Origin of the sequence: Halomonas sp. AOP5-B2-8 (assembly GCF_052376475.1) — a bacterium.
Lineage (GTDB): Bacteria > Pseudomonadota > Gammaproteobacteria > Pseudomonadales > Halomonadaceae > Vreelandella > Vreelandella casei.
In genome coordinates this window covers 57,666-81,520 of the sequence record NZ_JBQSVS010000008.1, presented here as the reverse complement: position 1 = coordinate 81,520, position 23,855 = coordinate 57,666, and the positions used below count along the sequence as shown (strand labels likewise).

23 protein-coding genes are annotated in these 23,855 nt (G+C 55.2%); 10 read left to right on the top strand and 13 right to left on the bottom strand.

What is annotated here, in order from left to right:
- Positions 1 to 64: 64 nt before the first annotated feature.
- Entirely contained in the window at positions 65 to 1,090 is a 1,026-nt protein-coding gene (locus tag ACT3RP_RS17410) for a Fe(3+) ABC transporter substrate-binding protein (protein ID WP_442352058.1), read from the bottom strand.
- Between the two features lie 224 nt (positions 1,091 to 1,314).
- Between ACT3RP_RS17410 and ACT3RP_RS17405 the strand changes: the two genes are divergently transcribed.
- Positions 1,315 to 2,418 (top strand): ABC transporter ATP-binding protein, encoded by a 1,104-nt coding sequence (locus ACT3RP_RS17405; protein WP_442352059.1) that lies wholly within the window; start codon positions 1,315 to 1,317, stop codon positions 2,416 to 2,418.
- A gap of 10 nt (positions 2,419 to 2,428) precedes the next feature.
- Here ACT3RP_RS17405 and ACT3RP_RS17400 read toward each other — a convergent pair whose 3' ends face one another.
- The 4 genes from ACT3RP_RS17400 to dctP all read right to left on the bottom strand — a co-directional run bounded on the left by ACT3RP_RS17400 (position 2,429) and on the right by dctP (position 7,286).
- A complete protein-coding gene (locus ACT3RP_RS17400) occupies positions 2,429 to 4,114 on the bottom strand; it encodes an ABC transporter permease (RefSeq protein WP_441669247.1) in 1,686 nt (561 codons plus the stop codon).
- Positions 4,115 to 4,283: 169 nt separating this feature from the next.
- Complete coding sequence (locus ACT3RP_RS17395; protein ID WP_441669249.1) at positions 4,284 to 5,618, bottom strand: TRAP transporter large permease; 1,335 nt, start codon at positions 5,616 to 5,618, stop codon at positions 4,284 to 4,286.
- Positions 5,615 to 6,118: a TRAP transporter small permease subunit gene (locus ACT3RP_RS17390; protein ID WP_441669251.1), complete on the bottom strand. Its 504-nt coding sequence runs from the start codon at positions 6,116 to 6,118 to the stop codon at positions 5,615 to 5,617. Before ACT3RP_RS17390 ends, ACT3RP_RS17395 begins: the two co-directional genes overlap by 4 nt.
- 64 nt (positions 6,119 to 6,182) lie before the next feature.
- Complete coding sequence (gene dctP / locus ACT3RP_RS17385; protein ID WP_442352061.1) at positions 6,183 to 7,286, bottom strand: TRAP transporter substrate-binding protein DctP; 1,104 nt, start codon at positions 7,284 to 7,286, stop codon at positions 6,183 to 6,185.
- A 393-nt stretch (positions 7,287 to 7,679) separates the two neighbouring features.
- On the opposite strand from dctP, the gene ACT3RP_RS17380 reads away from it, so the two are divergent.
- Both ACT3RP_RS17380 and pepD read left to right on the top strand, forming a co-directional pair.
- The gene (locus tag ACT3RP_RS17380) at positions 7,680 to 9,896 is read left to right on the top strand and encodes a tRNA(Met) cytidine acetyltransferase TmcA (protein ID WP_442352062.1); all 2,217 of its coding nucleotides are present in this window, start codon (positions 7,680 to 7,682) and stop codon (positions 9,894 to 9,896) included.
- Positions 9,897 to 9,922: 26 nt separating this feature from the next.
- Positions 9,923 to 11,389, top strand: a complete 1,467-nt coding sequence (gene pepD / locus ACT3RP_RS17375; protein WP_483394227.1) for a beta-Ala-His dipeptidase — start codon at positions 9,923 to 9,925, stop codon at positions 11,387 to 11,389.
- Between the two features lie 114 nt (positions 11,390 to 11,503).
- On the opposite strand, the gene ACT3RP_RS17370 is transcribed toward pepD, so the two are convergent.
- The 3 genes from ACT3RP_RS17370 to ACT3RP_RS17360 all read right to left on the bottom strand — a co-directional run bounded on the left by ACT3RP_RS17370 (position 11,504) and on the right by ACT3RP_RS17360 (position 14,638).
- Positions 11,504 to 12,688: an MFS transporter gene (locus tag ACT3RP_RS17370; RefSeq protein WP_441684158.1), complete on the bottom strand. Its 1,185-nt coding sequence runs from the start codon at positions 12,686 to 12,688 to the stop codon at positions 11,504 to 11,506.
- A 139-nt stretch (positions 12,689 to 12,827) separates the two neighbouring features.
- Positions 12,828 to 13,304 carry a Dps family protein gene (locus ACT3RP_RS17365; RefSeq protein ID WP_192536089.1) on the bottom strand — a complete coding sequence of 159 codons (477 nt, stop codon included), beginning with the start codon at positions 13,302 to 13,304 and terminating at the stop codon, positions 12,828 to 12,830.
- A 197-nt stretch (positions 13,305 to 13,501) separates the two neighbouring features.
- On the bottom strand, positions 13,502 to 14,638 hold the full coding sequence (locus ACT3RP_RS17360; RefSeq protein ID WP_441684159.1) for a glycerate kinase: 1,137 nt from the start codon (positions 14,636 to 14,638) through the stop codon (positions 13,502 to 13,504).
- Positions 14,639 to 14,758: 120 nt separating this feature from the next.
- Here ACT3RP_RS17360 and ACT3RP_RS17355 point away from each other — a divergent pair, with 120 nt between their 5' ends.
- From ACT3RP_RS17355 to ACT3RP_RS17340, 4 genes are all read left to right on the top strand, one after another.
- Positions 14,759 to 15,319: a hypothetical protein gene (locus ACT3RP_RS17355; RefSeq protein ID WP_192536091.1), complete on the top strand. Its 561-nt coding sequence runs from the start codon at positions 14,759 to 14,761 to the stop codon at positions 15,317 to 15,319.
- Complete coding sequence (locus ACT3RP_RS17350; RefSeq protein ID WP_441684160.1) at positions 15,316 to 15,675, top strand: hypothetical protein; 360 nt, start codon at positions 15,316 to 15,318, stop codon at positions 15,673 to 15,675. Before ACT3RP_RS17355 ends, ACT3RP_RS17350 begins: the two co-directional genes overlap by 4 nt.
- Positions 15,672 to 16,337 carry a DUF1007 family protein gene (locus ACT3RP_RS17345; RefSeq protein ID WP_096278107.1) on the top strand — a complete coding sequence of 222 codons (666 nt, stop codon included), beginning with the start codon at positions 15,672 to 15,674 and terminating at the stop codon, positions 16,335 to 16,337. Before ACT3RP_RS17350 ends, ACT3RP_RS17345 begins: the two co-directional genes overlap by 4 nt.
- Before the next feature lie 80 nt (positions 16,338 to 16,417).
- The gene (locus ACT3RP_RS17340; RefSeq protein ID WP_444671361.1) at positions 16,418 to 17,473 is read left to right on the top strand and encodes a nickel/cobalt transporter; all 1,056 of its coding nucleotides are present in this window, start codon (positions 16,418 to 16,420) and stop codon (positions 17,471 to 17,473) included.
- A 7-nt stretch (positions 17,474 to 17,480) separates the two neighbouring features.
- On the opposite strand, the gene ACT3RP_RS17335 is transcribed toward ACT3RP_RS17340, so the two are convergent.
- Complete coding sequence (locus ACT3RP_RS17335; protein ID WP_444671363.1) at positions 17,481 to 17,900, bottom strand: HIT domain-containing protein; 420 nt, start codon at positions 17,898 to 17,900, stop codon at positions 17,481 to 17,483.
- A 175-nt stretch (positions 17,901 to 18,075) separates the two neighbouring features.
- Between ACT3RP_RS17335 and ACT3RP_RS17330 the strand changes: the two genes are divergently transcribed.
- Both ACT3RP_RS17330 and ACT3RP_RS17325 read left to right on the top strand, forming a co-directional pair.
- Entirely contained in the window at positions 18,076 to 18,207 is a 132-nt protein-coding gene (locus ACT3RP_RS17330; protein WP_096278113.1) for an entericidin A/B family lipoprotein, read from the top strand.
- A gap of 110 nt (positions 18,208 to 18,317) precedes the next feature.
- Complete coding sequence (locus ACT3RP_RS17325) at positions 18,318 to 18,689, top strand: I78 family peptidase inhibitor (RefSeq protein ID WP_225734463.1); 372 nt, start codon at positions 18,318 to 18,320, stop codon at positions 18,687 to 18,689.
- A gap of 28 nt (positions 18,690 to 18,717) precedes the next feature.
- Here ACT3RP_RS17325 and ACT3RP_RS17320 read toward each other — a convergent pair whose 3' ends face one another.
- The gene (locus ACT3RP_RS17320) at positions 18,718 to 19,323 is read right to left on the bottom strand and encodes a LysE family translocator (RefSeq protein WP_096278115.1); all 606 of its coding nucleotides are present in this window, start codon (positions 19,321 to 19,323) and stop codon (positions 18,718 to 18,720) included.
- A gap of 97 nt (positions 19,324 to 19,420) precedes the next feature.
- Here ACT3RP_RS17320 and ACT3RP_RS17315 point away from each other — a divergent pair, with 97 nt between their 5' ends.
- A complete protein-coding gene (locus ACT3RP_RS17315; RefSeq protein ID WP_483394226.1) occupies positions 19,421 to 20,815 on the top strand; it encodes an aminotransferase-like domain-containing protein in 1,395 nt (464 codons plus the stop codon).
- A gap of 1 nt (position 20,816) precedes the next feature.
- Here the strand turns inward: ACT3RP_RS17315 and ACT3RP_RS17310 are convergent, their stop codons facing one another.
- From ACT3RP_RS17310 to ACT3RP_RS17300, 3 genes are all read right to left on the bottom strand, one after another.
- Positions 20,817 to 21,821, bottom strand: coding sequence for an ion transporter (locus tag ACT3RP_RS17310; protein ID WP_483394225.1), 1,005 nt, complete (start codon positions 21,819 to 21,821; stop codon positions 20,817 to 20,819).
- Positions 21,822 to 21,856: 35 nt separating this feature from the next.
- Complete coding sequence (locus ACT3RP_RS17305) at positions 21,857 to 22,384, bottom strand: acyl-CoA thioesterase (RefSeq protein WP_096278122.1); 528 nt, start codon at positions 22,382 to 22,384, stop codon at positions 21,857 to 21,859.
- 84 nt (positions 22,385 to 22,468) lie between these two features.
- Positions 22,469 to 23,779, bottom strand: a complete 1,311-nt coding sequence (locus ACT3RP_RS17300) for a short-chain fatty acid transporter (protein WP_096278124.1) — start codon at positions 23,777 to 23,779, stop codon at positions 22,469 to 22,471.
- Positions 23,780 to 23,855: the final 76 nt, after the last annotated feature.

Below are 23,855 nucleotides of genomic sequence, written 5' to 3'. Positions count from 1 at the left end.
GACGTTAAACGTAACCCCCCCGCAGCCTAGGCTGCGGGGGGGGCATAAACGTTATGCTTAGCGTTTAACGCCAGCCGACGCGATCAAAAATACGGATGGCTTCTGGGTTGTTTTCACCCAGCACGCTCATGTTCAGGTCATCTTTTTTGAAGTCGCCCCATGATTCGAGCACCGGATCTTTTTTAACGCCGGCCACTACCGGGAACTCATAATTCCGCTCGGCAAGTACTTCCTGGGCAGTATCAGAGGCGAGGAATTCTAAGAATCGAATGCCATTTTCAGGATTCTGGGCATTGGCCACTAGGCCCGCACCACCCACGTTAATGTGCGTTCCGCGATCGTTTTGATTAGGGAATATAACCCCTACTTTACGGGCTGCATCGCGCTCTGCCTCGTCATCGGAGTGAAGCAGGCGCACATAGTAATAGTGGTTAGCCACGGCTAGGGTACATTCGCCGCTGGCCACGCCTAGAATCTGATCGGTATCGCCGCCTTCGGGCGTACGCGCCATATTATTCACAACGCCCTGCGCCCACTCTTGCGCACCTTCTTCGCCGTGGTGCTCAATCATTGAGGCAAGCAGAGATTGGTTGTAAATATTGTTTGAAGAGCGGATGCACACTTGGCCTGCAAACTGTGGGTCAGCAAGGTCTTCGTAGCTTTCCAGCTGGCTGGGGTCGAAGTTTTCACGGTTGTATAAAATCACCCGTGCACGCTGGCTAAAACCAAACCATAAGCCTTCAGGATCACGCATTGACGCTGGGATACGCTCATTGAGCACGTCAGAATCAACGCTTTGGAAAAGTCCATCTTCCTCGGCGCGCCATAGGCGGCCGGCATCAACCGTCAGCATTACGTCAGCAGGGCTGGCAATGCCTTCGCGCTGCATGCGCTCCATCAACTGATCGGAGTCACCTTCCAGCACGTTTACGTCAATGCCGGTCTCATCAGTGAACGCCTTATAAAGAATTTCATCAGAATCGTAATGACGAGCGGAGTAAATGTTGACCGCGTCAGCAAGAGCGCTACTCGCAAAGGCAGAGCCAGCCATGATGGCGGCTACGGAAGCCGTTAGGCGTACTTTTTTCATCACCAAGAATCCCAAATGTTTATGATAATAAGTTTCATTAGCGTCGAGCTGCATTGAAGCGCTTCTAGCTAACGCCGTCAAGAGAAATGCCAGTCACGCCTTGATTAAAGCGGAAGCGTGCATCTGGTTGTGATTAAAAATAGAATGCAAATAACTTTCAAATGTATTGAATCCGCGTTTAGGCATTTATCGGCGCGACGTGCTCACCTGTAAAGCGATGATTTATGACCGCAACTCTGAAGGTAACCCAGCCCGCGTCTAACGCAACAGCGTTAACCCTTCACAATGTGCGCCATGCTTACGATGGCCATACGGTTGTGAAAGGCGTTGACCTGAGCGTCGCGCCGGGTGAAGTGGTATGCCTTTTAGGTCCTTCTGGGTGCGGGAAAACCACGTTGCTACGTATTGCTGCGGGGCTTGAAGTACTGCAAGAGGGCAGCGTCACTTTAGACGATACCTATATTGCTATGCCGGGCCAGCGTCATTTGCCGCCGGAAAAGCGCAATGTAGGCTTGGCGTTTCAGGACTCGGCGCTGTTTCCACACCTCAGCGTGCTGGAGAACGTGACCTTTGGGCTGAAACATTTGGCGTCTCGACAGCGCCGTGAGCGTGCCACGCAGCTACTCGAACAGCTGGGTATGGCGAAGTATGTTGATGTCTATCCGCACATGCTTTCCGGCGGGCAGCAGCAGCGGGTAGCGCTGGCAAGGGCGCTGGCACCATCGCCTCGCCTAATGCTCTTGGATGAGCCATTTTCAAGTTTAGATGCGCGGCTAAGAGACCGTATTCGCGACGATACGCTGCATGTGTTGAAAAAAGTGGGCGCGGCCACGTTGCTGGTGACCCATGACCCCGAAGAGGCCATGTTTATGGCAGACCGTATCGCCTTGATGCGCGAAGGTCAGATTGTGCAGACGGGGACACCGCAAGCGCTTTATTGCACGCCTCAAGATCCGTTTGTGGTGACCTTTTTTGGTGATGTGAATGAGCTGCAGGGCAGAGTGCACAATAGCTTCGTGAGCACTCCGGTAGGTCGGGTGCCTGCCAATGGGTTAACTGAAGGCAGCGATGTGCAGATCATGATACGCCCCGAGGCGCTGCACATTGTTGAGCGAAATCTGCCCGTTGAAGCACATCGCCATAGCCATGTGGTGATGTCGAAACTGCTGGGGCGAACGAGTCTCTTGCACTTGTGCGCGCATGATGACAGCGGCCTTGAGGCGCACCTTCACGCCAGAGTACCTGGGGTTTTTCTACCCGCGGAGGGGCAGCCGGTGGACATTCACCTCGATCTTTCTCAAGTATTTGTTTTCCCGCTCAAGGCTTAAAGCATCGCAATCAGTGCTTAGCGCCAGGGCGTGAGCGGCGCATAGCCATGCTGAGCAGGATAACCGGCAGGATACCCACCACCACAATCGCCAACGACGACGTCGATGCTTCGGCAAGTCGCTCGTCGGATGCTAGATTATGTGCCCTGACTGCCAGCGTATCAAAGTTGAAGGGGCGCAGAATAATCGTCGCGGGCAGCTCCTTCATTACATCCACGAAGACTAAAATACCTGCCGCCAGCAGGCTGCTGCGCATCATTGGTGTATGGATATGCCGCAGCGTGCCGCCAGCCGTTTGGCCAAGGGTGCGTGAGGCTGCATCCATGCTAGGCGTGACCTTGCCCAGGCTCGCTTCAACCGCATTGAAGGAAACGGCTAAAAAGCGTACCACGTAGGCGTAAAGCAAGATAAACGCCGACCCGCTAAATACTAAGCCTATGATGTAGCCGTAGTGGCTGTGAAGCCACGTATTAAGAGCGTTATCTAGCCAGGTAAAGGGAATCAAAATACCCACGGCAATGACGGAGCCAGGAATCGCGTAGCCCATCGAGGCCACCCGGGACGCCACGCGTGCAAACGCCGTGTCGTGCATGCGCACGCCATAGCTCAACACAACGGCTAAGCCCACGGCGATAAGCGCGGCCACTGTCGCCAGGCCTAAGCTATTCCAGGCGTAGCCGATAAAACGTGTGCTCCACTGAGAATCACCCCCGTTTAACGCTAAATTCAGCAAAATACCGCTGGGCAGTAAAAAGCCAACCAGTACGGGCAGCAGACATGCCAGCGTCGCTCCCAGGGCTCCCCAGCCGCGCAGCGCATATTCGGGCAGTTGCTGATAGCGATTGGTGGTATGAAAATAGCGCCGCTTGCCCCGCGACCAGCGCTCCAGCAGTACCAGGATAATCACAAACGTCAGTAAACAGGCCGCTAATTGAGCCGCGGCAACCTGCTCGCCCATGCCAAACCAGGTGCGGTAAATACCGGTGGTAAAGGTATCGACTCCAAAGAATTGGACTGCCCCGAATTCATTCAGCGTTTCCATTAGCACCAGTGATACCCCGCCCACTAGCGCCGGGCGTGCTAACGGAACCGCGACGGTCGCAAACAGCTTCCACGGGCCGCGCCCTAGTGTACGACCTACATCCAGTACGCATACCGATTGCTCTAAGAAAGAGGCGCGCGCCAATAGGTAGACGTAAGGGTAAAGCACCAGCGTAATCACCGTCGCCGCACCGCCTAGCGAGCGCACGTTGGGAAAGTAGTAGTCGCCATATCCCCAGCCAAACATGTCGCGCAGCATGCTTTGCAAGGGGCCCGCAAACTGCAAAAAATCGGTGTAGGCGTAGGCAATGACATAGGTGGGTACGGCCAGAGGCAGCAGCAGCGCCCATTCAAACCAGCGCTTGCCGGGGAAGCGGCACATAACCACCAGCCATGCAGTGCCTGTGCCGATAATTAACGTGCCCAGACCGACCGTTACCACCAGCCAAAAAGTGTTGTTGAGATAGCGGCCTAGCACGGTGCTGGCTAAGTGCTGCCAAACGCCATCGGTGGGCATCACAATATGAGCAAACACTACCAGTACCGGCAGCGCAACGACGAAGGCAACGGCGATCAGTGCTATCGACCAAGGAGTGGCGCGATGGCTAAGCGAAGAGGAAAAAGCGAATAGCCCGCGATAGCCGGATCTGAACAAGCGCACACTCCTTGCAATAGCAGTATTAGTCCAGCAGTCGCCTAATGCGAATCACTGACGGCTGGGAATAGTAGCACTAGCCGTTAGCGGCTGCAGCGTTCCCAACTACCCTTGACGCAATAAAGCCCGCCGAAGCGGGCTCTTAAATGCACGTTTGTTAACGGGCAGGCTAGTAGCTCAGCATCATGCTAGGCAGCCCGGTAATCAGCCAAGGGAAGAATGACATGAGTAAACAGGCCAGGAGAATCAGCGCGACGAAGGGCACAACTGCTTTATACAGATCGACGATTTCTACCCCGGGCGGTGCGACGCCTTTTAAATAGAACAGCGCGTAGCCAAAGGGCGGAGTGAGGAACGAGGTCTGGAGTATGACTGCCACCATGACCACAAACCACAGCATATCCACGCCCATTGCATCGACAATGGGTAGCATGATCGGGAAGCTCAGCAGCACAATTCCAGTCCAGTCCAAAAACATGCCCAAAATAAATACCAGTAACAGCATAAGAATGAGCGCGCCAACGGTGCCACCAGGCATCGCCATGACTAAATCGCTGATCACTGTCATGCCGCCACCGCGGGAGAACACACCCGTAAAGGCGGTGGCACCCACCAGCACCAGCATCACCATGGTGGTGGTTTTGCCGGCTTCCACCATGGTCCAAAAGCAGGTGGATATTTTGCGATCACCGAAGATCAAAAACAGAATGAAGGCGATAAATACACCGATTGCCGACGCCTCGGTGGCTGTGGCAATGCCGGTAAAGAGAGCGCCTAGCACCCCAAGAATTAATGACATCGGTGGTACCACGTACTTTGCCAACATTATAAGTAGCTGTTTTGTGCTGACTGCTGCGCGCTCTTCTGCCGGTACTTTGGGGCCATAGTGCGGCTTAAAATAGCAGATGATCAGCACGTAAAGTGCATACATCACCCCCAGTAATAAACCAGGGATTAGCGCGCCCGCGAACAGTGCGCCCACCGAGACCGGTGAGTAGCTCGCCATTAAAATCAGCATGATGCTAGGCGGAATCAATATGCCCAAGCAGCCGCTGGCCATAATAACGCCCGCGCTAAGTTCTTTGTTGTAGCCATACTTAAGCATGGGCACCAAGGCGATCATGCCCATTACTGCAATAGAGGCGCCAACAATCCCGGTGGTCGCTGCGAGCAGAACCGACACAATGACCACGGTTAGTGCCAAGCCGCCGCGTAGGTTTGCGAGTAGCAGGCGCATGGCGTCAAACATTTTCTCGGTGACGCCCGAGTCGTTTAAAAACCTCGCCATCAAAATAAACAGCGGTATTGCCACCAGCACATAGTTGTCCATGGCATTACCGAAGATATTGTTGATTAGAGTGCCAAGTATGCGCTCACCCGGGCCCAAAAAAGCGCCAATAACGGCCACGCCACCAAGCACGAACGCTAGTGGATGTCCCATAAATAGCCCGACCAGCAGGCCGCCAAACATCACCAGCGTGAGTAGTTCAGGGCTTAAATTCATGCTGATGTCTCCTCGCGAAGCTGCATGATGGCACGCAGCACAATGGCAGTCGCCTGCAGCAGGATGAGCACGGCGGCCACCACAATCACCCCTTTGATCGGATAGACGGGAATTGAGATCATGCCATACGTGGTTTCACCGCGGCTCCAGGCGCGTTCAAAGAATCTCCAGCCCAGCGTGATCAGCATCCAGATAAAAGGCACAAAGAAAATTAGATAGCCCAGTACTTCAAGTGCCGCCTGCTTCTTACGCGACAGCAGACGCTTTAAAACGTCGACTTCAACATGCGCATGGTGGCGTAAGCCATAGGCTGCCATCAGCATAAAGTGGGCACCAAACAGCATCTTGGTAACGTCAAACGCCCAGTCGCTGGGCCGGCCAAACAAAAAGCGTGAGGCAATATCGTAAAGAACGATGAGGGTAATGATGGCAATCAGCGGTGCGATGATGCGCCCAAACGCCTCGTTGATGGCATCGATCGCCTTGGCAATCGCATTCATGGAAGATCCCCGCAGTCAGCACAAAAAAACCGCCTCAGCAAAACCGAGGCGGTGCATAAGCGCCTTATAGGCAAGCTTCGATTTCTTCCAATGACGGGAGATTGTCCATCACTCGGCTCATGTTGAAGGGCGCCGATACGTCGCGCCAAGTGGCGTAGTGCTCAAGATAAGCAATCATTGATTGATACACTTTGGCATGGTCAGCATTCTCACAAGCGCCGCGTAGAATAACGTCGTTGGTGATTTCTTGAATGCGTGCCAAATCTTCTTCAGAGAACTGGTTAATCGTCACGCCCGCATCAATAAATTTCTGCGTGGCTTCGGTTGACTGGCGCTCAGACCAAGCAAGTGACCATGCCATGGTGGCATCTGCAGCAATGCGCAGTTTCTCTTGCGTGTCCTCTGAGAGTGCATCCCAGGCATCTTTATTGATCATTACGCCAAACACGCTAGCGGACTGGTGCCAGCCTGGCGTTGCCCAATAGTCAGCGACTTCTGCGAAACCAGCCTTGAAATCAACGCCCGGGGTCGAGAACTCGCCAGCATCAATGACGCCGCGCTCGATGGCTTGATACACTTCGCCACCGGCAAGCGTGACTTGTGAACCGCCCAGCTCTTCTAATACGCGGCCCTGATCGCGACCCGACAGGCGCAGGCGTTTGCCTTCAAGATCAGCGATACTTTCGATTGGCGTGCGGCCCATAAAGCCGGATTCGTTGTTAGTAATGCCGTAGGGCAGATAGATCATATTGAACTGGCCGTAGATCTCTTCGTATAACGCACGGCCGCCCCACTGCTGAATCCAGTTAAGGTAATCAACGCCATTAAACAGACTGGTCGTCGTCGCCAGCGGCGAGAAAGCTGGGTTTAAGCCTGCCCAGTAGCCCGGCCAGTCGCCCGCCGCTTCAATGCTGCCTGTTTCAGTGGCATCAAATACTTCGGTGCCGGGCATTAATGTACCGCCCGCGCGGAAGTTGATTTGCAGTTCGTCACCAGCCAGCTGATTGACCAGTTCGGCCCAGTGCTGGTCAATTTTGATCAAATCAAGGTTTTCCGGCCAGGTAGAGGTCATCGTCCACTCTTCTTGTGCTTGGGCGGTGGTGGTGAAAACAGCGAAAGCGATACCAGCAGCAAGGCCGCTGAGGGCAAATTTTGTGGTTTTTTTCATGATGTATTTCCTGGTTTGGCGTATGGCGTTATTAGTGTTTGTTACCTGGATGCAGGAAAGTGCAGCGTAGCAAAGATTACGTTTACGTAAACAAGGAGGTTTTAGTGCTGCAACGCTAAACTAGCACACTCACCCCGCTGCAATGCAATATCAGTTAATTAAGAGGTTTCGGTTGATTCTTGTGCTAAGAAAATAGCTAATCATCTGTTAAGTAATGAATTACCTTTGTTTTTAAGTTTCCCTGGCAAGGGCTGAGTAGCGAGTCAGCGTTGAAATGAGCCTAATCATGCAACCAAAGTTGTAAGTCAGAGCCCCGCCATGAGAGGCTCGGCGACAGGTTTGATGGGGTGACGCTATGGGAAGCGGTGGCGGCAAATAGAAAAGGGAATAACGGTGGGCGCAGAAACACAGATAGAGAGTCGCGCGTTAGATGGCCAGCAGCTTCGCACAGTGGCTACGTTGGCTTATCACGCCCGGCGTTTAGCCCACAGGCATTGGCGTCAACTGGTCTGGTTAAACGGCGATACCCAGCAGTGTCGGCATCTCGCGCGGGCGCTGTGGCAAGCCCACCCTTGGCAGGCGCCGGTGTGGGTAGGTAGCGACAAAGAGACGAACCAATGCGAGTCGTCTGCTTTTTCGCCGGTACTCTCACCTCGTAAAGTACGCACGCGACTGGGGGCTGAGCATCAGTTAGTCGTGCTTGATACTCATAACACCGGCTTTGATCCTGAGGCGCTGGGAGCGCTGTCTGGAACCCTCATCGCCGGTGGTTTGCTGATGCTGATCACGCCACAGCCATGGGGGCAGGCACCCGACCCAGACTACGCCCGCTTCACGGACCATCCGCTGCGCTGGGACGGTCTCAGCTGTCATTATCTTGCGCGATTAGCACGCCAGCTGCAGGCTTCTGATCAGATCGTGCGCTGGGATGCGGGCGGCGAGCTGCATTTGCCACACTTATCTGCACGTAACGTTCATGGCAATGAGCATAGCCACAATGACGCTAATAATGGCTGCCTCAGTGGCGATAGCGACTGCTTGACGGCCGATCAGGCGCAGGCTGTCAGGGAGTTAATCGGCCTGAAACGCCGCCGACCGCTGGTAATGACCGCTGACCGTGGGCGTGGAAAAAGCGCGGCGCTGGGGATTGCCTGCGCTAGGCTGCTCGCTCATAAGCCCCGTACGGTCGTGCTCACCGCGCCGCGCCTTAGCTCGGTCGAGAGCGTGTTTGAACGTGTGGTGGCTCTTTGTCCGAGCGGCAGCCGCGTTGCCCCGGGTCACTTTGTGCTACCCCAGGGCAGCGAGCTGCTTTATCTAGCGCCGGATGTATTAACCGAGCAGATCAATGCGCAGCAGCAGGGCGGCGATGGCAGCTACTTGCTAGTAGATGAAGCGGCGGCCATTCCTGCTGCTTTACTGGGCCAGTGGCTTGGCGCTTTTCCACGGATTGCGTTTGCGACCACGGTGCATGGCTACGAGGGTTCTGGGCGCGGCTTCGCGCTGCGCTTTCGGGCCACGCTAGACCGGCTGACGCCACAGTGGAAAGCGCTCACGCTTAAGGCTCCGATTCGCTGGCGTATCAATGACCCGCTGGAAGATTTGGTCAATCGACTGCTGCTGTTAAAAGCACCGCTGCCTATCGCACAGGCGCAACAAAGCGCTGAAATAACCACGGTCGTTGATCGCGCCGCGCTCGCTCAGCAAGACGCCAGGTTGGAAAAACTGTTTGGGCTGCTGGTGCAGTCGCACTATCGCACGTCGCCTAACGACCTGCGTCAATTGCTTGATGGCCCGGGTGTTGAGCTGCGCACTATCGAACAGGCTAGCGAGCCGCAGGCTGTATTGGTTACTCGCGAGGAGGGCGGTTTTGAGGCGGACCTTGCTGACCAGGTCGCCCGCGGCCTGCGTCGTCCGCAGGGGCACCTGCTAGCTCAGTCGCTCGCCACTCATACGGGTAGCCGCGCGGCGCTGACCGCTCGCTGGCGCCGGGTGGTGCGTATTGCCACTCATCCCGAACGGCGTCGCCAAGGGCTGGGGCAAGCGCTCCTACAGGCAGATATGAACGCCGCGAGACAGCAGGGCGTGGCGTTGTATGGGGCCACTTTTGGCGCTGAGGCATCGCTGCTGCAATTTTGGCTGGCGCAAGGTTTCATCCCGGTACGCTTAGGTATTAGCCGCGAGGCCTCGACCGGTGAGTTTGCCGTGATGGTCGCAAAAGCGTTGAATGAGCAGGGAGAGGATGTGTTGGTTGATCTTAGCGCGCGCTTCCAGGCAGCGCTTTTAGGCCTATTGGCGTTTGAACTTAACACGCTGCCCGCATCAATGGTTGCGCTGCTGCTCGCTGCATTGCCTGGCGCGGCGCTGAGTGCGCGTGATTGGCAAGATATTGACGATGTGGCCTTGGCGCATCGCGATCCTGTGCTTGCACGACCGGCGCTACAGGCTCTGGCGCGCGAAGCCAGTCGCTGCGTTTTAACGGAGTCGCAACAGCTCGCGCACTACCAATTGGCCGCATGGGCATTTCAAAACCGACCGCTGGCGAAGGCTCATGGCGAGGCAGTTCAAGCCTTACGCATCGCTGTGCATATACTCATTGAACCGGTAAAGTAGGCCGGTTGCCTTAACGAAGAGTCACCATGAACGCACATCTTGAAGCACTGGCGCCCACTATCGTTTGGCGCCACTTTCGAACGCTTTGTAATACGCCGCGCCCATCTGGGCATGAAGCGGCGCTTGTAGCCATTCTTGAGTCTTGGGCCGATGCGCAAGGCTTTGCTCATGACCGTGACACCTTTGGTAATTTACGCATACGTAAAGCCGCTTTCCCAGGCTGCGAACAGGCGCCCGGCGTAGTGCTTCAGGGCCACCTGGATATGGTGGCGCAAGCGAATAGCGACCATGCGCATGACTTTACTCGCGACCCAATCAGCACCTATGTTGCCGATGGCTGGCTGCACGCCGATGGCACCACCCTAGGTGCTGATAACGGTATGGGCGTAGCGGCGATTCTGGCCGTGCTAGAAGATCCCGATTTACGCCATGGGCCGCTGGAAGCCCTGTTCACCCTGGAAGAAGAAACCTCCATGGGCGGGGCGTTGAATCTAGCCGAGAATTGGTTAGAGGGTTCGCTACTGCTCAACCTGGACAGCGAAGATCGCGGCCAGGTCTATATTGGCTGTGCTGGCGGGGCTGATGTTGAAGTGGATGCTCAGCTACCCAGCGCTGCCGTGAATGATCATGAGCAAGTGATTAGCATTGCGCTGACCGGTTTAAAAGGTGGCCATTCCGGCATTGATATCCATAAACCGCTGGGCAACGCTAACCGTCTATTAATCAGAGTATTGCGCTCTCTAGAGTCGTTTGATGCACGCCTGATAAGCTATCACGGTGGCACTTTGCGCAATGCGATCCCTCGCGAAGCGTTTGCCCAGGTGGCGCTGCCTGGCGATGAAGTCGATGCGGCCATGGTCGCTATCGCCGGGCTTGAAACTATTCTGCTGAGAGAGCTTGGGAGTGGTGACAGCGGTCTTAAAATCAGCGCCCAGCGTGTGAAGGAAACACCTGCTGCTGAGCCGTTAACCTTAGATGCTAGCTTAATGCTGCTGGCCGCGCTGCATGCCGCTCCCTGTGGGGTTGAGCGAATGAGTGCCGATGTGCCAGGCGTGGTAGAAACCTCCAATAATCTTGGCGTGTTAAGCCTGGAAAACGGCCGGCTACATCTTTGTGCATTGGTGCGTTCACTGCACGACAGCGCGGTCATTGCCATGGGCGACCGTTTTCATGCGCTGTTTGGGCTCATTGGGGCGCGGGTGAAAGTTGAAAATGGCTATCCCGGCTGGGCGCCTAATCCAGATGGCGAGCTGTTGGCGACGTTCAACGCACGCCATTTGGCGCTGCTGGGCCGCGAGCCAGAGGTAAAGGTAGTTCACGCAGGGCTCGAATGCGGCATTTTGGGCAGCAAGTACCCGCATCTAGATATGATCTCGTTTGGGCCGCTGATTCGCGGTGCCCACTCACCGGATGAGCGGGTAGAGCTTGCGTCGGTGGAAGAGTTCTGGCTGATGTTGCGGGCGTTGATTGAGGATCTTGCCGAAGCTAAATAACGCGCTGAAGCGTATAAAGATACGTGTATAAAGATGGCCTATTTCAAGCCCTTGGTGTTGTTTATCCCAAGGGCTTGAAACGTTAGAGGCCGATGTCACTATCGTTAAAGGACGCTATGCCTGCTTACCAAGCGCTGATTGAGATGGCTGGCTATTGCTACCGCGCCGTGCCACATAGGGCAACAGGCTAAGTAGCCCAAGAACGGCCAGCAGTGTGCCGACCCAAAGCGGTGAAAGCAGGCCATAGCCTGCGCTGATGCCGAGACCACCTAGCCAAACGCCCATTCCCAAGCCAATATTGATTACCGATGCATGCACCGTGTTGACCAGCGTGCCCGGCCGGGCCGTTCTCATCACCCGTGCCACCATGGCAGGGTTCATTGTGACACCCACCAGCCCGATTAAAATGATCATCATAATACTGACCGTGGCGCTTTGCGCTAGCAGCGAAAACGCCACCAGTGCCGTGATCAGCAGCAATAGCCCGCAAACCATTACCGAATACGTGTGCTTATCCGCGTAGCGACCCACCACTGCATTGCCGACGATATTAGCGACGCCATACATGCCAAGCAGCCAAGGAATGGCCGTTATGGAAAACCCGGTTACTTCTGTCAGGATTGGTGTGAAATAGCTGAAAGCTGCGAATGTCGCGCCGATAATGAAGGCGCTGGTGGCATAGGCAGACCACAAGTGGCCATTCTTAAACTCGGCCAACTCCTTGCTCAGCCCAATGGGGGCTGACGATTTAGATAGCGGCACTCGAATGCTAATGGCAACGGCACATAGCGCCGTGAGCGCCACCACGAGCCAGAAACTGGCGCGCCAGCCTACATTCTGATCAATCAGTGTGGCGATAGGTACGCCCAACGCTGCCGCTAGCATTAACCCGCCCAACACGATTGAAGCAGCGCGTCCGCGCGCCTCGACAGCGACGACCTCTGCACAGATGGATAACGCGGTGCCGATACAGGCTGATGCCGCCACGCCTGTCGCGATGCGCGCTAATGTCATGATCGTATAGCTGTCTGTCGACGCGGCAATAGACTGCGCGGCGGCGTACAGCGCTAGCAGCCAAAGTAGCGCCGATTTGTTGGGCACACGAAGTTTGAGCAGGCCAGCGGTTAGCAGTGGCCCGCCAATCACCATGCCAAAGGCATACATTGAGATGAGAGAGCCGACCTGCTCTAGCGAAATATCAAACGCTGCTGCCAGCGATGGCATCATGCCCGCGACCATGAATTCCGATGTGGTCAGTGAGAAGATAGTTAGTCCAAGAATATAAACAACGAGGGGCATGAAAATTTCCTGCCGTGTCACGGGCGTTAAAAGTGAGTAGCTAAAGCGCTGGCTTAATATTGCTTGCTTAGAAACATAAAAACGGCACCCTTAGTGGGTGCCGTTTGACGTACCTATTGCTAGGCGGTTATTTAACCACTTATTTACTCAAGTAAGCGTTCAGCATCCAAATGGTTTTTTCCTGCTCACGGATGTAATCACCGGCTTGAGAGGCCGTGCCTTCATCGTCGGCGTCCGACGCTAGGGCTAGCAGTTCACGCTGCAGTTCAATGAGCGTTTGGTAGCCTTTCAGAACACCTTTGACGCAGGTTTTGCCGTCGTGAACATCCTTTTCTTCCTGAATGTTCGAAAGCTTTATGTAGTCGCTGTAGGCGTGTACTGGCTTGTGGCCTAGAGTCAAAATTCGCTCGGCGACTTCATCGACCTTGGTCAGTAGATCGGTGTAATACTCTTCAAATTTGACGTGGAGTTCGAAGAAGTCACTGCCCCTGACGTTCCAGTGATAGCCACGTACGTTCATGTAAAAAATCTGATAGTTGGCCAGCAGATGGTTAAGCTTTTCGGCGAGCTGGCTAGCGCTGCCTTCGTGTAGGCCAATGCTATTGGTGTCTGTCATATCCTGCTCCCTATCGGTGCCGCTGGCGCGGCGGTTAATGCGTGATATGCAGCATAGAGCGTATTGGACGCGATGCAAAACAGGTTTTATGTATCGCTTCCATAGCGCCACGACATTACGTCTGTGTCGGCTGCCTGTGACTGATTACTAAATGCTGGCAGCCATTGATTTTTTCAAGGCCTGAGGAGAAACATTCACTATCGCTGGGAGGTTGCCCATAGCCGTAGCAGGCTTTCACAGCGTGCCTCAAGCAGTTCGGCGGTGCGTGGCAGGGCATCTTTTAATGCCATGGGGCCATCGGCTAACGCAAATGCCGCGGTCACGCCTTCATCAAAGCAGGCTTCCCAGCCATCGCCGAGGCTGCCTGCGAGCACAATCACCGGTTTATTGGCACGCTGGGCCGCGCGGGAAACGCCGATGGGTGTTTTGCCAGCTAGGCTTTGGCCATCCAGGCGGCCTTCACCGGTAATTACCAAGTCTGCACGGGCTAGCCGCTCCGCCATACCGGCCTGCTGCATAATCATCTCAATGCCGGGTTTTAGAGTGGCGTTCAAAAACGCCTTTGCAGCAAACCCCATGCCGCCGGCTGCTCCTGCACCGGGCAGCGCCCGATGATCGCAGCCCAGCGTTTGCGCACTGATGTCCGCAAAGTGGCTAAGTGCTTGATCGAGCTGCTCGACTTGCTGCAAAGACGCGCCTTTTTGCGGGCCGAATACCGCACTAGCCCCGCGTTTCCCTAGCAGCGGATTATCCACATCAACCGCGGCCTCTAGTGTGAGGCTGGCTAGGCGATGGTCCAGTCCCTCAAGTTCTAAACGATTTAACTGGCTAAGTGCCGCCCCGCCGAGGGGGAGCGATTTACCCTGCTGGTCGAGCAGCTGGGCGCCCAGCGCCTGCAGCATGCCGGCACCGCCGTCGTTAGTGGCGCTGCCGCCGAGTAGCAATAGTGCCTTTTCTGCGCCTTGGTCAAGCGCTGCGAGTAGCAGCTCACCGACGCCAAACGTCGAGGTCGTTAAAGCGTTACGCTCCTCGGCGGTGAGGTGTTGTAAGCCGCTGGCTTCTGCCAATTCGATAAACGCGGTACGCTGGTCGCTTAGCCAGCCCCACGTTGCTTGGCGCGGACGCCCCAGAGCATCTTGAACGCTCAGCTGGCGCCGTTCTGCGCCGGTGGCATCGATCAGTGCATCTAGGCTGCCTTCGCCGCCGTCAGCCAAGGGGCAGGTCTGAACGTGTGCATCAGGCACCGCGCGTTTTACACCCCGCGCCATGGCTTCAGCGGCCGCCTGGGCGCTCAGCGCATCTTTGAAACTGTCAGGGCAAAGCAATATATTCATTGGTACGGACTCCGCAAAACGTTCTTATCAAAATATTGTCATCATAATACGGCCATTGTTGGCGAGCTCAGCGCGCTAATCAGCGGTCAACCAGCGGCCTCGTCCGTTAGAGGATCTAACATGAAGTCGATACCGATAAGCTTAACCTGTCTGCTGACACTGGCTGGCTGCCAGGCGGTCCCTGATCGTTTGCCACAAGCCGAGCCTGCCCCCGCCGCCGCTTGTTATTTTCCCACCTCAGCAGAGGGTGCGCTTAAAACCAGCGTGGATGTGCTAATCGAAGAAGGGTTTACCCTAAGCTCTACCGATACCACATTAGGTCTGATTAGCGCCAGTCGTGAGCGTGCGCTGCAGGGGTATTATGATCCTTACGACAACGCCTACGGCTACGGGCGGGGAATGCGGGTATTCGGCGGATTGGGGTTTGGGCGGGGCGGATCAGGTGTGGGTATCGGGCTCGGCGGAATTGGTTTTGGCGGCGGGGTAGGCCAGCAGCCGGTTGAGGTGGAGCGCGTCTCATTACTGGTGAGCGACGCCCATATACGCATATCTCGAGATATTCGCCGCTTTGATCACGTAGGTGATTTACGTGAATCCTATAGCGCCAGTAACGCCGATTTCTGCCAACGCTTTCAAACCAGTTTTGAACAACGTGTGCCGGCAACGAGGACACCGCTATGATGATTCGCCATTGGCTGCTGATAAGCCTGCTGGGCGGGCTGGCAGGCTGCGCAACGACGGCACCGCTTGAAACTCGCGAGCTTTTCTATGCCACTGCGCCTGAAGAGACCTTTCGCGAAGCGGTAGAACTCATGGTGGAGCAGGGCTACGTCGTTCGTCATGCGGATATTTCACTGGGGCGAGCGGAGGCATCGCTTGCTCGTTGGCCTGAATATCGTTTGCAGCTGCAGGTCAGTGAGGAGCGCAGCGGTAGTCGGGTGAGTGTTTCCGCGCTGCGGGGTAATCAGCCGCTGCCTCCCTACGTATTAGACCCATGGCTTGTATCCTTACAGAGCAAACTAGGCGTTGCGCCATGAGGCTGGCGCACGCTGCTATGGCATTAGGAATGGGGGTGAGTGGCTTGTCTGTCAGCGCGGAGGCACTCGCGCACCCGCATGGCTGGATTGATCTGAGCGTTCAGGTCATGACAGATGATCAGGGCGTCGCTAGCGGTTTATATCAAACGTGGCGAATGGATCCATTTTACAGCCTGGTTGTCTTTGAAGAGCTTCAGCAGGTAGAAAATGCAAGCCTTGAACAGGGGCTTGATCAGCTGGGAAAAGAAATTCGCGACAATCTCTCTGGCGAGCACTACCTCACCGAGATAAGCATTAACGGTGAGCGTCAGGCGCTGGGCGAGGTGAGCGAATATACCGCTATGGAACGCGATGGCCGGTTAGTTTTCATGTTTATTCTGCCGCTGGAAACGCCTCAATCCCTGACCGATTCAACCCTTACGTACCAAGTGTTTGACCCCACCTACTACATCGAAGTAGTGCATGAGGCGGACGATAATCAGCCCACCGATGATGCACTAGTCCTCCAGGGGGGGCCTGCCTGTGAGCTGAGCATTCTGCCCGCTAACCCTGATCCCGAACTGGTGATGCAAGCCGCACTGCTTGATAAAGGCGAAAGCGGTGAACCAGGGCTGGGACGCTATTTTGCGGAAACGGGCAGCGTTGATTGTACGGGTCGCTAAGAATGTTGTTTTTCACAAAATCCCGGCTGACAATTGATCGTGATGTGTTACTTTATAACTTTTAGCGGTGAGACATTACGATGCCCTTAGCACGGCCTTTAACGCGATCCTTCACACGCCATTCTGGCTTACTACTTTGCTTTCTGCTGGTGGGCGCAGCGCTGGCCCTTATCGTTTGGACTGGTGCGCTACAGGGCGTGAGCTATCAATTGTTGGCCTGGCAGCGAAGTTTGCATCGTTCGCTCACGATGGCGATTACCGAACTGTCAGGCGCGCCCACGCTGATGACATGGGTGAGCCTGCTGAGCATTAGCTTTGTTTATGGTGTTTTTCATGCCGCTGGGCCAGGGCATGGTAAAGCCGTGCTGGCGACCTATTTAGCCACTCATGGCGGCGCGGTGAAGCGTGCGCTAGGGCTCTCTTTTGCAGCCTCCTTACTCCAGGGGCTGACCGCCATTATGCTGGTGGTAGTGCTGGTGTACGGCTTGGGCTGGGTAACGCGCCAAGCGATGGGCAGCGTAGTGTGGGTTGAACAGGCAAGCTTTCTACTCGTAGCCGCCCTGGGTGTATGGCTATGTTGGCGAGCCATCAAGCAGCTTCGGCGTGCTTATAAGCCTGCCGTCGCGGCGCATAGTCACAGTCATCAGCACAATCACAGCCATAGGCATGATCACAATCATGAGCCCCATGTTAGCCATGACAACCACTGCTGCGGCGGAGCCCATCATATTGAGCCCCAGCAAGTATTGGACTGGCGTACGGCGCTGATGACGGTGGGGGCCATTGGTATGCGCCCCTGTAGTGGCGCAGTGCTGATGGTCGGCGCTGCTAGTTTGCTAGGCCAATTCTACGTGGGCGTTGCGTCAGTGGTCGCGATGTCGGTTGGCACGGGCCTCACCGTTTCAGCGCTTGCAGTCGCCAGCATTGTGGCGCGCGGATGGGCGCAGCGGCGCTTGGCTACGCAGCAGCATAGCGAGCGTCGCGTTCAAAAAGCCGCTGGTTGGCTGGCCTTAGCCGGTGGGGCGTTCATCGTCTTGCTAGGGGGTTCACTCAGCGTTGCGGGAATAGTCGAGCCTGTCGGCGGGCCGCTGCTTAACGAGCCGCCCGCCCGAGTGGGCCACCCTCTTAGCGGGTAAGCGCTGACTAAACATCTAGCGTTTGAATGTGTGCAAGCAACTGGTCACGCATGTGAGCCTGGCCTGCTAAGTCATAAGGTTCCGGCGTGCCGTTGCCCCAAACGGGCGCAGGCCAGGTAGCATCGCCATGCTGACGTATGACGACATGCACGTGCAGTTGGCTCACAACGTTGCCAAGCGAGGCAATATTAAGTTTGTCGCCTCCCAGCGCTACCTTCATTGCTTCGCCTAGCTGGGTTGCCTCACGCCATAGCTGCTGTTGATCCGCCGCGGGCAGTTCAAATATCTCGCTGATCGCTGGGTGGCGCGGTACCAGAATGACCCATGGGTAGCGCGCATCATCCATTAGCAGTACGCGGCAAAGAGGCAGATCCGCCACGGGGAATGTGTCGCTGGCAAGGCGTTCATCAAGCGTGAAATCGTTCAAGTAATAGGCTCCCGTATACTTACTAGGTGTTTATTAGCATAGCAGCCACGGCGTGGCGTAGGGAAAACAAGCGCAATTGCGAAAACGCTGTTACCCTAAAAAAACTCCCAGGCGGTGAGTCGCATTGCCAGTGGAGTTCCCCCCGATGTTGAATGCCTCGTTAAGGAGAACGTAAATGAAAAAATTATTGGCCATGAGCTTTATGCTGCTGATGACGGCAGGTGTTCTGTCCGGTTGTAACACTATTTCTGGCGCTGGTCAGGATGTGCAAGAAGGCGGTAAAGCCGTCCAAGATGCAGCTGAATAATTAGTTAAGGCTGGATTAGAGATAACGCTAGTATTCCCACGGGCTAGGCTAATGCCTAGCCCGTTCGGGTTCATTAGCTCATTTTTTCATTACGTTTTGGAGACTCAAGGATGAAGCCTCGCTTTACCCTGTCTAAAGTTGTGGCCATGGGCGCCTTCACTATGCTGCTAACGGCGTGCGTTAGTTCTCAAATGCCGATTTCACCGGCTAACGATGATGTAGATGCCGCGCCGCCCCCGCCAACGGTCACTTCCAGTAATGCCGCTCAAGAGCAGGCCTCAACCTGTGATTTAGAGGCTATCAACGATGCGATAGGTGAGTCATTCGATGAAGCTGGGGTGTCCCAGCTGCAAAGCGAAAGCGGCGCCAGCCAGGTGCGTGTCTTGCGTCCAAACGATATGGCGACCATGGACCATCGTCCTAATCGTTTGAATATTCATCTTGATGATCAAGATGTTATTGCCGATGTGCGCTGCGGCTAAGACGCTTGACGCTTTAACCCATGCAGCGTTAGCGTAAAATCAGTACAACGCAGGCGGCGGTCAGCGCGCCCATCGTTATATTGAACGAACGCCATGCGCGGTCGCTTTTGATCCACTGCCCAATGGCACTGCCAAAAGCGGCCCATAGTGCAATGCAGGGTAGGCCCACCAATTCCGCAAAGCCGGCAAGCATCAGCGCGTTAAGCACCGGAGGGCCGCTTTCCGGCAGAAAGCCCGCCATCAAAGCAAGCCCCATCACCCACGCTTTAGGGTTAGCAAACTGAAACGTCGCCGCCTGCCAAAATGTAAACGGCACGCTATGTTCTTGGGCCTTAAGATTGGGTGGCGGTGCGGTGGCAATCTTCCACGCCAAATAGAGCAAATACAGGCTGCCGAGCCAGCGCAAGGCGAGCTGGAGCGATGGATAGCGCTCAAACAGCACACCTAAGCCCAGCGCAATGCCCGCGAACAGTACAAAGCAGCCACCCAAAATCCCCCACATATGCGGCAGCGTACGCCGAAAACCGAAGTTAGCCCCAGACGCCGTGAGCATGATGTTGTTTGGGCCAGGCGTTAGCGTCATCGACATCATATAGAGTGCGGCAGGGCCCAGAATTAACCATTCACTGTTCATTTTTTGTATCCATACAATGTGCGCTTTAAGATTGTCTTGAGGCTGCTTTTGCTAGCATAATGGGGATTAAAATGACGTCAAAGGTTTTATTGTCACCATGACAATCTGGGTGCCTTCATTAAACGAGTTTTCTGGATCGCGCTATCGTGCTATTGCCAGCGCCGTCGAATCCGCCATTCAGGACGGGACACTGCTAGCTGGGGAGCGTTTGCCGCCTCAGCGCCGGTTGGCAGATGCGCTAGGGGTGACCGTCGGCACGGTGACGCGTGGTTATGCTGAGGCTGAGCGCAATGGGTGGGTGTCGGCCAGGGTAGGCAGTGGCACCTATGTGAAGAGCGAATCCCAAGCCAGCGCTTTTAGCCCGACATTTCATAGTGATGAAACGCCCGGCATGATCGATTTAAGCCTTAGCATACCGCCACCACATCCGTTGCGTCAGTCGCTGCTGAGCGAAGCCCTGGTTGCCTTAAGCCAGTCAGGGGCCGCATTAGCCCGGGGTGTTACCTATCAAGAAGCCCAAGGCCGTCGTGAGCAACGTGGTGTGCTGGCGAGCTGGTTGAATAGCTTGGGAATGCCGTTTAGTGCCGATGAGCTATTTATTACTCAAGGTGGCCAGCACGGTATTAGCTTAGCGCTCAGTACGTTACTGCGGCCGGGCGAGCTGCTGGCTGCTGATGCGTTAACGTACCCTGGCGCTATTAGCGCCGCGCAACAGGCGCACCTTAAACTGGTTGGAATCGGTCAAGACCATGAAGGAATGCGGGTGGATCTTCTTGAAGCTCAGTGTGCCCGGCAACCGCCTCGAGCTATCTACCTGACACCGGATCAGAACAACCCCACCGGTGCCTGTTTAAGCGAGCCACGTCGCGAACAGCTGGTGGCGTTAGCAAGGCGTTATGATATCTGGCTGATTGAAGATGGCGTGCAATATTTGCCGGTGGAGCAGCGCGGCACGCCGCTTTATCAACTTGCACCGGAGCGTACGCTGTTTGTCTTCAGTACCGCTAAAGTACTCGCGGGCGGGCTGCGTATTGGGGTGCTTCGAGCGCCGACATGTTTGCATGAGCGACTTGCGACGGGGCTACGCTCGCAGAGTTGGATGGTACCTCCATTAATGGTTGATGTGGCATGTCACTGGGTCAATCAGGAGGCGGCTAAGGAGCTGCTTACTTGGCAAACCCAAGAATTAGCTGAACGTCAGCGGTTAACGGCCGAATGGCTGCAAGGTTTTACCCTAAGCGGACGTTCACACAGCAGCAATGTATGGCTCACGCTACCCGAGGGTCGGCGCGCGGTGGAGTTATGTGAGCGACTCCTGCAGCGAGGCGTGAAGGTCAGTAGTGCAGAGCCATTTTGTGTCGGGAGTACGCCAGCGCCACAAGCGATTCGTCTATGTATTGGTGCCGCGTCGAATCGTAGCAAGCTTATTCATGCATTGAGCATTGTTGCTGCCTGTTTAACTGAGCGCCCCCTGGCGCCCGCCACGTTGTAAATTATTCATAACGGTCTTTCCACCCTTGATGGCGCACTTGGTCTTTTAGCATTTCGAGAACATCGTATAGTACTTGCTCTGTCACGCGGCTGCTGCCTTCATCGACCGTTAACCAAGTGTCAAAGCCGCTATCGGCGGTGCGCTCTACTAGCTGTCTGAATTCGTCAGAATGAATGCCGAGCATCAGCTCATCGACTAAGCGCTGGGCAACGCCGCTTAAAGAGACTTCCATCGCGCTGGTTGCCTGCTGCCCCATCGGCAGTCGGTGCAGCCGCTGAATCTCTGGGCTTTCGCGCAGGGTGCGATGCACCAAATCACTGATTGCCGCCATGATGGATTGACGATTATGCTGGTAAGCCTCACCGACAGTGCTCTCCAGGCGCTGAACAATTTCCTGAATTAGCTGTGCTTTGCGCGGCATAATCACACGCTCAATGATCCGCTCGGTCAGCGAATCGCTGGCGCGGATCTGCTGTTGCACATTGCCCAATAGGCGAAGGGCAATGCGATCAGAAAGCTCTTCAAGCAAAATATCGTAGTATTTGGCAAAAAACAGAGTGATATCCCAGCGGGCAACATCAATAAGGCCGAGGCGATGCAGGCGGTGGATCAGCGACACCACGCGTAGAATCCGCAGCAGGCGGAAGCCCGCCAGAGGAATACAGCCCAGCACGTCATACCAATGTACGAAGGGATAAAAGAACCACCGGTGGTAGCGCCGCTCGGCAATCGCGATGGACCAGCCCAGCAGTACATCAACGATAAAAAAGCTGACAAATATTAAATCGATAGTCGTAAAACGGCTATGTATCACGTCAGCGTAGAACGTGTGAAAACTCGGTGCGATGCTGGCAATGCCTTGATTGATAGGGCCTAGCAGGAATAGTGAATCAAATAGCAGTAGCCCAAGGTTGATGACTACCGCCGCCAGGATAAGAAAATCCCAACCGATGTGGGTATATTCAACGGCTTTAGGCAGGTGCGGGTAGCGTTCCCTAGCGGGCATACGAACTCCTTGTCGTTGGGCGATGCAGTGCTCTGCTACTGAGCCCGCGACTGATACTGTTGCTGGGTCAGACGCTCTTCTTTTTCTGCCTGCTTGCGCAGCTTCTTGCGCAGAGCGGCCTTTTCAAATCGCAGTTTCTGCAGCGGGGTTGCCAAATTAAGCGGCGGCACGCTGGCGGGTTTGCCATCAGCATCGACAGCGACCATGGTCAGGTAGCAGCTGTTGGTGTGACGAATCAGCTTATTGCGAATATCTTCAGCCACGACCTTGATGCCAATTTCCATTGATGAGCGCCCAACGTGATTGACGCTGGCTAAAAAGGTGACTAGCTCGCCAACATGAATCGGCTGTTTAAACAGCACCTGATCCACTGACAGTGTCACCACATAATGGCCCGAATAGCGGCTGGCGCAGGCAAACGCGACTTCATCAAGCTTTTTAAGAATGGCGCCGCCGTGAACTTTACCACTGAAATTAGCCATATCCGGCGTCATCAGTACGGTCATCGACAGTTCGTGCTGCCCGGGCAGGGCGCTGTTCGCACTTATTTCGGCGTCGGTCATGCGGTGTTCCTGCGGTTATCTTAAAACGTTAAGGGTTGCCCGCCGCCTCTCAATGGTGAATTAGCGGCGGGCAATGAAGAAGTGCTAGAACCACACCAGTCCGATGGAGATAATAATACCGGTGATAAATAGCTGAATCAGGCAGAAGCCCATTATGTCTTTCGCCTTTAACCCGGCAATGGCGAGCACCGGTAATGCCCAGAAGGGCTGCAGCAGGTTAGTCCAGGCGTCGCCCCAGGCAACGGCCATGGCAACGCGTGAAATATCGGCACCTAGCGCTTGAGCTGCAGGTAGCATGACCGGCGCTTGCACGGCCCATTGGCCGCCACCAGAGGGTACAAACAGGTTGACGATGCCCGCACTAATAAATGACCAGAACGGTAGCGTTGTCGCCGTGGCAAAGGACACCAGCCATTCGGACATGCTTTCTGCTAATCCGGACTGCACCATGATTGCCATAATGCCCGCGTAAAATGGGAACTGAATAACGATACCCGCGCCGCCTTTAATCGCCTCGTTTAGGCTGTTCAATAAATTACGTGGCGTGCGGTGCAGCACAATGGCCAGGAACAAAAACAGGAAGTTAACTACGTTAAGGTTCAGGCTGCCTCCGCGCAGTAAAAAATGATCCAGCAAAAACAGCAGTCCGGGTACCCCGACCAGCAGCGCGAGAGCCATGCTGTTTTCGAGCTTTTCAGCCGGCCGTGTAATACGCCCCATCTGCTCTGGCTCATCGTCGAGCACTTTAGGGTCTACGTAAACGCTATCCTTTTCATCCGGCAGCATCATGCGGTTGACGAGAGGTATAGCAATGAACAGGCAGATCACGATCGCGATGTTGAAGAAGGCAAAAATCGTTGAACCGGTGCCAATAACGCCAATTTGATCAGCGGCAAAGTGACCCTCGGTCGCAATCGTCAGCGGTATAGAGCCCGCTAAGCCGCCGTGCCAAACGACGAAGCCGGAATAGGCGCTGGCAACCAATAGCCGGTAGTCAACGCGAATCAGACGGGCCAGCTCTTTCGCAAATAGCGCGCCGACAACCAGGCCAAATCCCCAGTTGATCCAACTCGCTGCCAATGAGACTAGCGTGACTAAAATGATAGCACCACCGGGCGTTTTGGCGGTGCCGGCAATTTTTTGCAGAATGCGCTTTACCGGTGGAGAGCTTGCCAGCATAAAGCCTGTCACCAGCACCAGTAGCATCTGCATGGAGAAGGTCAGCAGGCTCCAGAAACCGTCACCCCAAAACCGCAAGACAGCCAGCGGTGACTGGCGCTCAATAGCAATCGCGGCGACTGAGGCGATGAGCGTCAGCAGCAGAACGAAAATGTACGGGTCAGGCAGATAGCGCTCCACTAGCTTAACCGCCGGTTTTGATATCATTTTAAGCATGGGATGCTCTCTTTTTTCATTATTAGGAAGTGCGTGGCTGATCCGTGGCTAATATACGGGGGAGGGCGGCATTTTT